A 12630-nucleotide genomic window follows, 5' to 3' on the forward strand; every position below is an offset into this window, starting at 1 on the left:
GCTCATGCCTTCAATCCTGCGTGTAGATCCTGCAAGCGACGCACGGTCTTTTCCGGACCGAATTTCAGCGCTTCACAGATAGCTTCGCCAGCAGCAATGGTGGTGGTGCAGTAAATCTTGTGCTGCAAGGCATTACGACGAATGGAGTAGGAATCGGCGATCGACTGGCGACCTTCGGTGGTGTTGATGATCAGCGTGACTTCGTCATTCTTGATCATGTCGACCACGTGCGGACGACCCTCGGTCACCTTGTTCACACGACGCACTTTCAGGCCTGCGGCTTCGATCAGCTTGGCAGTACCGGCAGTGGCAACCACTTCGAAGCCCAAGTTGATCAGATCACGGGCCACGCCTGCAACCAGTGGTTTGTCATCGTCACGCACACTGATGAATGCTGTGCCACCGGTTGGCAGCACTTCGCTCGCGCCCATCTGGGCTTTGGCGAATGCTTCACCGAAGGTGTCGCCGACACCCATCACTTCACCGGTCGACTTCATTTCAGGGCCGAGGATCGGGTCAACGCCAGGGAATTTGGCGAATGGGAACACCGCCTCCTTCACGCTGTAGAAGTTCGGGATGATTTCTTTGGTGAAGCCGATTTCTTTCAGGGTTTTACCCGCCATCACGCGAGCCGCGATCATGGCCAGGGAAACGCCGATGCACTTGGATACGAACGGCACGGTACGGGAAGCGCGCGGGTTGACTTCGATGACGTAGATGTCTTCGCCTTGCAGCGCCAACTGCACGTTCATCAGGCCGACAACGCCCAGCTCCAGGGCCATTTTCTTGACCTGTTCACGCATCTCGTCCTGGATGTGCGCCGGCAGCGAGTACGGAGGCAGCGAGCAAGCGGAGTCACCGGAGTGAACGCCAGCCTGTTCGATGTGCTGCATGATCGCGCCGATGACCACGTCTTTGCCGTCGCAGACCGCATCCACGTCCATCTCGATGGCGCAGTTGAGGAAGTGGTCGAGCAGCACCGGGCTGTCGTTCGACACTTTCACTGCGTCACGCAGATAGCGCTTGAGTTCTTCTTCTTCGTAGACGATTTCCATCGCACGACCGCCCAACACGTAGGACGGGCGAACCACCAGCGGATAACCGATCTTGGCCGCAGCGCGAATGGCTTCGTCTTCGCTGCGCACGGTAGCGTTTGGCGGCTGACGCAGGTTCAGGCGCTCAACCATTTGCTGGAAGCGCTCACGGTCTTCGGCACGGTCGATGGCGTCAGGGCTGGTGCCGATGATCGGCACGCCAGCGGCTTCCAGGGCGCGAGCCAGTTTCAGCGGGGTCTGGCCGCCGTACTGGACGATGACGCCTTTCGGCTTCTCGACGCGGCAGATTTCCAGCACGTCTTCCAGGGTTACCGATTCGAAGTACAGACGGTCGGAAGTGTCGTAGTCAGTGGAAACGGTTTCCGGGTTGCAGTTGACCATGATGGTCTCGTACCCGTCTTCGCGCAGAGCGAGGGCGGCGTGTACGCAGCAGTAGTCGAACTCGATGCCCTGACCGATACGGTTTGGACCACCGCCGAGGATGATGATCTTGTCGCGACCCGACGGCGCTGCTTCGCATTCTTCCTCGTAGGTCGAATACATATAGGCGGTATCAGTGGCGAACTCGGCAGCGCAAGTGTCAACGCGCTTGTAGACCGGGAACACTTCCAGCTTGTGACGATGAGTCCGCAGGTTCTTCTCGGTAACACCCAGCAGCTTGGCCAGACGCTGATCGGAGAAGCCTTTGCGCTTGAGCTTGAACATCAGGTCGCGGTCGATCGAGGACAGACCGAGGGTCTTGACCTTCTCTTCTTCCTTGATCAGATCTTCGATCTGCACCAGGAACCACGGATCGATCATGTTCATGCCGAAGATGTCTTCGACCGACAGACCGGCGCGGAACGCGTCAGCCACGTACCAGATGCGCTCGGCGCCCGGCACGGTCAGTTCGCGCTTGAGGATGCTCATGCTTTCCGGGTTGCTCAGGTCGAGCTTCTCGTCCAGGCCGCAAACGCCCACTTCCAGACCACGCAGGGCTTTCTGCAGGGATTCCTGGAAAGTCCGGCCGATAGCCATGACCTCACCCACCGACTTCATTTGCGTGGTCAGGCGTGCGTCGGCTTTCGGGAATTTCTCGAAGGCGAAGCGTGGCAGCTTGGTGACGACGTAGTCGATCGACGGCTCAAAGGACGCCGGGGTCTTGCCGCCGGTGATGTCGTTCGACAGTTCGTCGAGGGTGTAGCCCACAGCCAGTTTGGCGGCGACTTTGGCGATCGGGAAACCAGTGGCTTTCGAGGCCAGAGCCGAGGAACGCGATACACGCGGGTTCATCTCGATCACGACCATACGGCCAGTGTTCGGGCAGATACCGAACTGCACGTTGGAACCGCCAGTCTCGACGCCGATCTCGCGCAGTACCGCCAGGGAGGCGTTACGCAGGATCTGGTATTCCTTGTCGGTCAAAGTCTGAGCCGGGGCAACAGTGATCGAGTCACCGGTGTGCACGCCCATCGGGTCGAAGTTTTCGATCGAGCAGACGATGATGCAGTTGTCCTTTTTGTCGCGGACAACTTCCATTTCATATTCTTTCCAGCCGATCAGCGATTCGTCGATCAGCAGCTCTTTGGTCGGCGACAGGTCCAGACCACGAGCGCAGATTTCTTCGAACTCTTCACGGTTGTAAGCAATACCGCCCCCGGTGCCACCCATGGTGAACGACGGGCGGATGATGCACGGGAAGCCCAGGGTTTCGAGAACCGCGTTGGCTTCTTCCATGCTGTGGGCGATACCGGAGCGCGGGCACGCCAGGCCGATGGATTTCATCGCCTTGTCGAAACGCGAACGGTCTTCAGCCTTGTCGATGGTGTCGGCGTTGGCGCCGATCATTTCCACACCGAACTTCTCCAGAACGCCTTCGCGCTCCAGGTCGAGGGCGCAGTTCAGAGCGGTCTGGCCGCCCATGGTCGGCAGCAGTGCGTCTGGACGCTCTTTCTCGATGATCTTGGCAACGGTCTGCCATTTGATCGGTTCGATGTAGGTCGCGTCGGCCATCGACGGATCGGTCATGATGGTGGCCGGGTTGGAGTTCACCAGGATGACGCGGTAACCCTCTTCGCGCAGGGCTTTGCAAGCCTGGGCACCGGAGTAGTCGAATTCGCAGGCCTGGCCGATAACGATCGGGCCAGCGCCGAGAATCAGGATGCTTTTAATGTCTGTACGTTTTGGCATGGGTTTGTCACTCAAATCCGCAGGTCAGTCGGCAAGCCGTCTTGATCGATTTCTGAAGCCTCGAAGGGGCCGCCGGTAGCGGGGCCACCCTCGAGGGGCTTCTCTCTACAGTCTCAAGGCGAACGCTTAGCGTCGCTTGGCCATCTCGTTGATGAAGCGGTCGAACAGTGGCGCCACATCGTTCGGGCCCGGGCTGGCTTCAGGGTGACCCTGGAAGCTGAACGCGCTCTTGTCGGTGCGCTCGATACCTTGCAGGGTGCCGTCGAACAGCGATTTGTGGATCGCGCGAACGTTGGCTGGCAGGGTTTCTTCGTCTACCGCAAAACCGTGGTTCTGGCTGGTGATCATCACGACGCCAGTGTCCAGATCCTGTACCGGGTGGTTGGCACCGTGGTGGCCGTGGCCCATTTTCAGGGTCTTGGCGCCAGAGGCCAAAGCCAGCAGCTGGTGACCGAGGCAGATGCCGAATACCGGAATTTCGGTTTCCAGCACTTCCTTGATCGCCTTGATGGCGTAGTCGCATGGCTCCGGGTCACCAGGGCCGTTGGACAGGAACACGCCATCCGGTTTCAGCGCCAGTACGTCGGCAGCAGGCGTTTGCGCCGGCACGACGGTGACGCGGCAGCCGCGCTCGACCAGCATGCGCAGGATGTTGACCTTGACGCCGTAGTCGTAGGCAACCACGTGGTATGGCAGCTCGGAGGCTTCGATGGTCGCGTGGCTGTCGGTTTTCAGATCCCAGACTGTCGAGCGCCATTCGTATTGCTTCTTGGTGCTGACAACTTTCGCCAGATCCATGCCCTTCAGACCCGGGAAGCCTTGCGCTGCGGCAATGGCGGCTTCTTCAGAGATGTTGTCGCCGGCCATGATGCAGCCGTTCTGGGCGCCTTTTTCCCGCAGGATGCGGGTCAGGCGACGGGTGTCGATACCGGCGATTGCCACAACATTGTTGGCTTTCAGGTAATCGTCCAGGGACATCGTGTTACGCCAGTTGCTCGCCACGAGCGGCAGGTCGCGGATGACCAGACCGGCAGACCAGACGCGATCCGACTCGGCATCTTCCGGCGTGGTGCCGGTGTTACCAATGTGCGGGTAGGTCAGGGTAACGATCTGTTGGGCGTAGGAAGGATCGGTAAGGATTTCCTGATAGCCGGTCATTGCGGTGTTGAACACCACCTCACCAACGGTTTGACCGTCGGCACCAATGGCTTCGCCGCGAAAAATGCTGCCATCAGCAAGGGCAAGTATGGCTGGCTTAGTCAAGAAGACCTCCCGTAAATAACGCATGAAAGGGCGATCGCAGGTTGTAAAAAAGCGGAATGACGTATGGACACGTCACCCCGCTTGTTCACTGAATTATTCTGCGCGCTTTTAGTGGACACACTAAAGCTGTAGCTTACAGAAAAAGGCTTTTTTGGTCTACCGCCAATGAGCCCGAAAGGGCAGAGAATGCGACAGGGCGTCGCTTGGCGGATAAAACCGGGCTCAAACATGTGGTTTGAACCCGGTTTCTGTAGCACTTAATGCAGGTCGAGCACGTCTTGCATGTCGTAAAGACCCGGCGCGCGACCATCCAGCCACAACGCAGCGCGAACCGCACCCTTGGCGAACGTCATGCGACTGGAAGCCTTGTGCGTGATCTCGAGCCGCTCACCTTCACAGGCGAACAGCACCGTGTGATCACCGACTACATCCCCACCGCGCACCGTGGCAAAACCAATGGTTTCACGCTCGCGTACACCGGTGTGACCTTCACGCCCATAGACCGCAACCTTCTGCAGATCACGATCCAGCGCGCTGGCAATCACTTCACCCATGCGCAACGCCGTACCTGACGGCGCATCAATCTTGTGCCGGTGATGCGCTTCGATGATTTCGATATCCGCATCATCACCCAGCACACGCGCAGCCATATCAAGCAGCTTCAGCGACAGATTGACCCCGACACTGAAGTTGGCAGCGAACACGATGGGAATATCCTTGCCCGCCTCGGCCAACAGATGTTTCTGCGCGGCATCCAGCCCGGTCGTGCCGATGACCATGGCCTTGCCTGCCTTACGACAGAAGGCCAGGTTTTTCAGCATGACTTCAGGCAGCGTGAAATCGATCAGCACATCGAACTCATCCGCTACTGATTCGACATGACCAGACAACGGCACGCCGATTCGCCCCAGCGATGCCAACTCACCAGCATCGACGCCGATCAGCGTGCTGCCAGGGCGAACGATCGCAGCAGTCAGCCCGGTCAGCGGCGCGCGCTGCTGCACGGCCTCGACCAGAATCTTACCCATGCGCCCGGCGGCGCCCATCACTGCAATACGTCGCATGCCGACTCCTTACAAATCGCCGAAGAAGCGCTTTACACCGTCGAACCAACCGGTGGTTTTCGGCGAATGACTGTTGTCATCGGCCAACGAGCTGCGGAACTCTTCCAGCAATTCACGCTGACGACGGTTCAGATTGACCGGGGTCTCGACGGCCACACGACACATCAGGTCGCCCGCACCACCGCCACGCACTGGCGCCACGCCTTTACCGCGGACGCGGAATTGTTTGCCGGTCTGCGTGCCTTCGGGGATTTTCAGTTTGACGCGACCGTCGAGGGTCGGAATCTCCAGCTCACCACCCAACGCTGCATCGACAAAGCTGATCGGTACTTCGCAGAACAGATGCTTGCCGTCACGCTGGAAGATGTCGTGTTCGCGGACATTGATGACCACGTACAGGTCGCCAGTCGGGCCACCCTGAGTCCCCGCCTCGCCTTCACCAGACAGACGGATGCGGTCGCCAGTATCAACGCCGGCCGGTACTTTGACCGACAGGGTTTTGTACTCTTCGACACGACCGTCGCCATGGCAGGAATCGCACGGATCGGAAATGATCTTGCCTTGGCCATGGCAGCGCGGACAGGTCTGCTGAACCGAAAAGAAACCCTGCTGCATGCGCACTTGACCGATGCCGCCGCACGTCGGGCACGTCGAAGGCGACGAGCCTTTCTTGGCGCCCGAACCATCGCACGGCTTGCAATTGACCAGTGTCGGCACGCGGATATTCACCGAGGTGCCGCGCACCGCTTCTTCCAGATTCAACTCCAGGGTGTAGCGCAAATCGCTGCCACGCTGGGCGCCGCCACGAGAACCGCCGCGACCACCGCCGAAGAAATCACTGAAGACATCGCCAAAGATGTCAGAGAAGTTCTGACCGCCGAAACCGGCACCGCCGCCACCCATGCTCGGATCAACGCCAGCATGACCGTATTGGTCGTACGCCGCGCGCTTGCTCGAATCGGATAGCACTTCGTAGGCCTCGTTGGCCTCCTTGAACAGTTCTTCCGATGCTTTGTCATCGGGATTACGGTCCGGGTGATGCTTCATCGCCAGACGACGATAGGCCTTTTTCAGGTCCGCATCAGTTGAGCCACGCTCAACACCCAACACTTCGTAATAATCACGCTTTGCCATAAGTTTTTCGCACTCTTGAGGACGTTCGGCAAACCCCTCCTGAGGTGGCCAAACTCGTTGAGCCCCAATACAGGCCCGGACCCAACTCACGTCAATTCAACGATCCTGGTCTTTGATTCATGCGGTACTTTCGGCGCGAAAAGCAGGAGCATTCCCGGCCATACCACCAACACGCGAACCTTGTCGCATGCTGTAAAAATTCGCGTATTCCAGATACGCCAACGCGGGAGCAAGCTCCCGCGCGGCGACATCCTACCAGTCACCGCCTGAAGGCAGTCAACCGGCCGACCAACAACTTACTTGTGGTCTTTAACTTCTTCGAACTCAGCATCGACAACATCGTCGGCTTTTTCAGCTTTGTCGTCCTGCGGTGCTGCGCCTTCAGCAGGCTGAGCCTGTTCGGCGTACATCTTCTGAGCAACCGGAGCAGATACTTTCGACAGCTCTTCGACTTTCGCTTCGATGGCAGCCTTGTCGTCGCCTTTGACAGCGGCTTCCAGAGCAACCACGGCAGCTTCGATCGCGGTCTTCTCTTCGGCGGTAACTTTGTCACCCGCGTCAGCGATCATTTTGCGAGTCGAGTGAACCAGTGCATCACCCTGGTTACGGGCGCCAGCCAGCTCTTCGAACTTGCGGTCTTCCTCGGCATTCGCCTCGGCATCACGCACCATGCGCTCGATTTCTTCGTCGGACAGGCCGGAGTTGGCCTTGATCACGATCGACTGAGTCTTGCCGGTCGCCTTGTCTTTCGCGCCAACGTGCAGGATGCCGTTTGCGTCGATGTCGAAGGTTACTTCGATCTGCGGCACGCCACGTGGTGCAGGTGGAATGTCGGCCAGGTCGAACTTGCCCAAGGACTTGTTCTGCGTGGCTTGCTTACGCTCGCCTTGCAGGACGTGGATGGTCACGGCGCCCTGGTTGTCGTCGGCAGTCGAGAACACTTGCGATTTCTTGGTAGGAATCGTGGTGTTTTTCTCGATCAGCGCGGTCATCACGCCACCCATCGTTTCAATACCCAGGGTCAGCGGGCTGACGTCGAGCAGCAGAACGTCTTTCACGTCACCAGCCAGAACGGCGCCCTGGATGGCAGCACCCATGGCAACAGCTTCGTCCGGGTTAACGTCTTTACGCGCTTCTTTACCGAAGAAATCGGTAACCAGCTTCTGTACCAGCGGCATACGGGTCTGACCACCGACCAGAATCACGTCGTTGATCGCGCCAACGTCCAGACCTGCGTCTTTCATGGCGATGCGGCAAGGTTCGATGGTGCGCTGAACCAGGTCTTCAACCAGTGCTTCGAGCTTGGAACGCGAAATTTTCACGTTCAAGTGCTTAGGACCAGTGGCATCTGCAGTGATGTACGGCAGGTTAACGTCGGTCGACTGAGCAGACGACAACTCGATCTTGGCTTTCTCAGCGGCTTCTTTCAGGCGCTGCATGGCCAGCGGGTCACCTTTAAGGTTCATGCCGCTTTCTTTCTTGAATTCGTCAACGAGGTAGTCGATCAGACGAATGTCGAAGTCTTCACCGCCCAGGAACGTGTCACCGTTGGTGGCCAACACTTCGAACTGGTGCTCGCCGTCAACTTCAGCGATCTCGATTACGGAGACGTCGAAAGTACCGCCACCCAGGTCGTAAACGATCACGGTGTGATCGCCCTTGGCCTTGTCCATACCGTAAGCCAGAGCAGCTGCGGTTGGTTCGTTGATGATACGTTTAACGTCCAGACCCGCGATGCGGCCGGCGTCTTTGGTTGCCTGACGCTGGCTGTCGTTGAAGTAGGCCGGAACAGTGATCACTGCTTCGGTGACTTCTTCGCCGAGATAATCTTCGGCGGTCTTTTTCATCTTTTTCAGGATTTCAGCCGAGATTTGTGGCGGTGCCATTTTCTGGCCGTTCACCTCAACCCAAGCGTCGCCGTTGTCAGCCTTGGCGATCTTGTAAGGAACCATCTGGATGTCTTTCTGCACAACTTCTTCGTCGAAACGACGACCGATCAGACGCTTTACTGCGTACAGAGTGTTGTGCGGGTTGGTGACTGCCTGACGTTTGGCAGACTGACCAACCAGAATTTCGCCATCGTTGGCGTAAGCGATGATCGACGGCGTGGTACGCGCGCCTTCAGCGTTTTCAATAACTTTTGCTTTGCCGTTTTCCAGCACGGAGACGCAGGAGTTGGTAGTCCCCAGGTCGATACCGATAATTTTGCCCATGTTAACTCTCCCGAAACTTTGGATTTGGATGCCGCAGCAGTGGTGGCTGACTGCGGTAGCACTTAAACGCTTGACTTCTAAATGGGGGCCTTGCGGCTAATTTCAAGCCTGCTCATCAATAGAAGGCGAAACTGGCGCCGGCGCCTTGCTGACCACGACCATGGCCGGGCGCAGCAGGCGACCGTTGAGCTGATAGCCCTTCTGGAACACCTTCAGGACACTGTTCGGCTCGACGTCTGCGCTTTCCTGCATGGCCATTGCCTGATGCTGAACGGCGTTGAACGGTTCGCCATGCGGATCGATCGCTTCAAGCTGATAACGCTTGAGGGTGTCGTGGAACATTTTCAGGGTCAGCTCGATACCTTCGCGCATCGGACGGATGCTTTCGTCGTCCGGGTTCGACAACTCGAGGCCGCGCTCCAGGCTGTCGACGATCGGCAGCAGGTCGCTGGCGAATTTTTCCAGCGCAAACTTGTGCGCCTTCTCCACGTCCTGCTCGGCACGACGACGGACGTTCTGCAGATCGGCAGCAACACGCAGAGACTGATCCTGCGCGGCGGCCAACTGCTCTTCGAGCACTTGTACACGGGTCGCCAGGTCGTCACCCGAACCCTCGGGCGCCTGATTGGCTTCTGGGTTTTGCTTATCTACTGTCTGTTCGTCAGCCATAGAATTCTCCTTTCAATATCGTCCGCGAGTTCGACTCGCGCTTCTGCCCCGATATATGGGGCCGCAAAATCAGTCTTCAAGGGGCTCAAGCATTAACCCTACAAAAAAGTGCTGCTTTTTTTCATTCCTCGATGAGCTAAGCATTTGCATTGCTCAAGCGAATCGACCTAAGCGAGGGCATTGTCAGCCCTGAACAAAACACTGTATAAATAACCAGACCTAAAGCCTGGGAGCGGCCTTTATGCTGGTGCACCTGTCCGTACATAACTACGCCATCGTTGAACATCTCGATCTTGAACTTGATCGCGGGATGAGCGTGATCACAGGGGAAACCGGCGCCGGCAAGTCGATCATGCTCGACGCCCTGGGCCTTACCCTTGGCGATCGTGCCGACAGCGGCGTAGTCCGCCCGGGCGCCGACAAGGCCGATATCCTGGCAACCTTCGACCTGGCCGATATCCCCGAAGCCAGCGCCTGGCTGGCCGAGCGCGATCTGGACATCGACGGGCCGTGCATCCTGCGCCGGGTGATCACTTCGGAAGGACGCTCTCGTGGCTATATCAACGGTACGCCCTGCCCGCTTGGCGATTTAAAGTCCCTTGGCGAATTGCTGATCGATATCCACAGCCAGCACGAACACCAGTCTCTTCTGAAAACCGATACTCATCGTCGCCTGCTGGACGAATACGCAGGGGCGACCGACCTAGCCCGTCAGGTACAACTGGCGGCGCAGCGCTGGCGTCAGACTCGCCAGGAGCTGGAGCGTCTCTCCAATTCCGGCGACGAACAGCGCGCTCGCCACCAACTGCTCAGCTACCAACTCGAAGAACTCGAAAACCTCGGGCTTGGCGATAACGAACTCGAACAGCTGGAGCAGGAACACAAGAATCTGACCAATGCTGAAACCCTGCTCGGCATTTGCCGGCAAGTGGTCGAACAATGCAGCGAAAGTGATTCCGGGAATGTGTTGAATGCGTTGACAGCCAGCCTTAATCGCCTGTCGAGCGTGAACAACTCCGTTGGCGCCCTCGGCGAAGCCAGCAGTTTGCTGACCAGTGCACAGATTCAGGTCGAAGAGGCTGTCGGTGAACTTAATCGCTTCCTCGATAACTTCGATGCCGACCCGGCACGCCTGCAATATCTGGAAGAGCGCCTCGACGCCATTTACACGCTGGCGCGCAAGCATCGGATCCAGCCGACCGAAGTCAGTGAAATGCAGCAAAAACTGCTGGATGAAATCGAAACGCTCAATGCCAATGACGAATCCATTGAGCGATTGGGCGAAGAGCTGGCCTCCTACGCCCGCCACTACCAGGAAAAGGCACGGGAGCTGAGCGATTTGCGCCATCAGGCCGCTGACAGCCTCGCCAGTGCGGTGGAACAGGAGATTCAACGGCTGGGCATGCCGGGCGGTCGATTCACCATCGAGCTGCGCGCCAACAGCAGCGACGAACTCTTGCCTAACGGCCTCGAACAAGTCGAATTGCTGGTGAGCGCCAACCCAGGCCAACCGCTGAAGGCGCTGGCGAAAGTAGCATCTGGCGGTGAACTATCAAGAATCAGCCTGGCAATCCAGGTGATCACCGCACAGACCTCTCGCGTTCCAACCTTGGTGTTCGACGAAGTCGACGTGGGCATCGGCGGCCCGACGGCTGAAATTGTCGGCCAGTTATTGCGCCGACTCGGTGAGCGCGGTCAGGTATTGACCGTCACGCACTTGCCGCAAGTGGCAGCTCAGGGGCATCAGCATCTGTTTGTACACAAGGTACGCGGGGAAGAGGCAACACACACCGCCGTCTCCAAGCTGAGCAAGAACGACCGTATAGAAGAAGTCGCAAGGATGCTGGGCGGTATCGATCTGACCAAAGAGTCTTTGGCACACGCGAAGAAGATGGTCGTCACCGCGAAAGTTTAACAATGGCAGAAAGCACGAAGGCGACCCTTGGGTCGCCTTCGCTCGTTTCGCGAATCTGAAATTCGCGCGACATGCTTACTTTTTCTTGCGTACGTACAGCACCAGATTGTGATCAACCATCTCAAAGCCATGCTTCTCGACGATCGACTTCTGAAGCTTTTCGATTTCTTCGTCGAAGAACTCGATCACTTCACCGGACTCCACGTTGACCATATGGTCGTGGTGGCCACCGTCGGCCAATTCAAACACAGCGTGGCCGCCGTCGAAGTTGTGACGGACCACCAGGCCAGCGGCTTCGAACTGGGTCAGAACACGGTAAACCGTGGCCAGACCGACGTCCTCGCCCGCTTCCATCAACGCCTTGTAGACGTCCTCGGCACTCATGTGACGCTGCTCTGTAGAGTCGAGCATTTGCAGGATCTTGACCCGTGGCAGGGTCACTTTGAGGCCAGCTTTGCGTAGTTCGCTATTTTCAACCATGGTCAGCTTTCTCGCGATGCTGCTTCGCAGCTTCTCTTAATACGGGTATGATCGGCGTTTACGTTGTCCCAGCCAAGATAGTGGAAGTCGCCCACCGATGCAAAACACCAAGCTCTTGCTAACCAGTTTCACCTTTGTGGGACTGCTCGCACTCGCCGGTTGTTCATTCCCCGGGGTTTACAAAATCGACATCCAGCAGGGCAATGTCGTCACGCAGGACATGATAGACCAGTTACGCCCGGGAATGACCCGGCCGCAAGTACGGTTTATCATGGGTAACCCTCTGCTTGCCGACACGTTCCATGCCGATCGCTGGGATTATCTGTATAGCCTGCAACCTGGTGGTGGTGAACGTCAGCAGGAACGCATGAGTGTTATTTTCAACTCAAACGACCAGCTCGTCAGCCTGTCCGGTGACTTTATGCCGGGCGTAAGCCGTGACGAAGCCATTCTCGGCAAGGACAGTGGCACCAACGTGACCGCCCCTGCTGAAAACGCCGAGAAGCCAACACCGGAAAAACCGGTGAAACCAGGTTCCTTGCTGGATCAGATCCAGAAGGACGTCGATGGTGTAGAAACCGTTCCGGTTCCGACGCCAGAGCCGCTGGACACCTCGCCGCAATAATTTGCGACGCAATAAAAAACCCGGAAATTCCGGGTTTTTTATT

At 57.7% G+C, this 12630-nt stretch carries 9 protein-coding genes; 2 read left to right on the plus strand and 7 right to left on the minus strand.

The genetic code is table 11. The annotated features are described in order from the left end of the window. Positions 1-2: 2 nt before the first annotated feature. The 6 genes from carB to grpE all read right to left on the minus strand — a co-directional run bounded on the left by carB (position 3) and on the right by grpE (position 9567). Positions 3-3224 carry a carbamoyl-phosphate synthase large subunit gene (gene carB / locus AB4P92_RS11290; RefSeq protein ID WP_042557585.1) on the minus strand — a complete coding sequence of 1074 codons (3222 nt, stop codon included), beginning with the start codon at positions 3222-3224 and terminating at the stop codon, positions 3-5. Positions 3225-3350: 126 nt separating this feature from the next. Continuing rightward, positions 3351-4487 carry a glutamine-hydrolyzing carbamoyl-phosphate synthase small subunit gene (gene carA / locus AB4P92_RS11295; RefSeq protein WP_047299697.1) on the minus strand — a complete coding sequence of 379 codons (1137 nt, stop codon included), beginning with the start codon at positions 4485-4487 and terminating at the stop codon, positions 3351-3353. 257 nt (positions 4488-4744) lie between these two features. Beyond that, positions 4745-5551 (minus strand): 4-hydroxy-tetrahydrodipicolinate reductase, encoded by an 807-nt coding sequence (dapB, locus tag AB4P92_RS11300; RefSeq protein ID WP_042557583.1) that lies wholly within the window; start codon positions 5549-5551, stop codon positions 4745-4747. A 9-nt stretch (positions 5552-5560) separates the two neighbouring features. Beyond that, positions 5561-6685 (minus strand): molecular chaperone DnaJ, encoded by a 1125-nt coding sequence (dnaJ, locus tag AB4P92_RS11305; protein WP_042557582.1) that lies wholly within the window; start codon positions 6683-6685, stop codon positions 5561-5563. 296 nt (positions 6686-6981) lie between these two features. Continuing rightward, positions 6982-8898: a molecular chaperone DnaK gene (gene dnaK / locus AB4P92_RS11310; RefSeq protein ID WP_042557581.1), complete on the minus strand. Its 1917-nt coding sequence runs from the start codon at positions 8896-8898 to the stop codon at positions 6982-6984. A 102-nt stretch (positions 8899-9000) separates the two neighbouring features. After that, complete coding sequence (grpE, locus tag AB4P92_RS11315; RefSeq protein ID WP_042557580.1) at positions 9001-9567, minus strand: nucleotide exchange factor GrpE; 567 nt, start codon at positions 9565-9567, stop codon at positions 9001-9003. Between the two features lie 241 nt (positions 9568-9808). On the opposite strand from grpE, the gene recN reads away from it, so the two are divergent. After that, complete coding sequence (gene recN / locus AB4P92_RS11320) at positions 9809-11482, plus strand: DNA repair protein RecN (protein ID WP_210702659.1); 1674 nt, start codon at positions 9809-9811, stop codon at positions 11480-11482. Between the two features lie 75 nt (positions 11483-11557). Here the strand turns inward: recN and fur are convergent, their stop codons facing one another. After that, positions 11558-11962, minus strand: a complete 405-nt coding sequence (gene fur, locus AB4P92_RS11325) for a ferric iron uptake transcriptional regulator (RefSeq protein WP_016771770.1) — start codon at positions 11960-11962, stop codon at positions 11558-11560. Between the two features lie 97 nt (positions 11963-12059). Here fur and AB4P92_RS11330 point away from each other — a divergent pair, with 97 nt between their 5' ends. Then, positions 12060-12587, plus strand: coding sequence for an outer membrane protein assembly factor BamE (locus tag AB4P92_RS11330; protein WP_042557578.1), 528 nt, complete (start codon positions 12060-12062; stop codon positions 12585-12587). Positions 12588-12630: the final 43 nt, after the last annotated feature.

It is taken from the genome of Pseudomonas sp. A0308 (genome assembly GCF_044218815.1).
GTDB classification, from domain to species: Bacteria; Pseudomonadota; Gammaproteobacteria; order Pseudomonadales; family Pseudomonadaceae; genus Aquipseudomonas; species Aquipseudomonas iridis.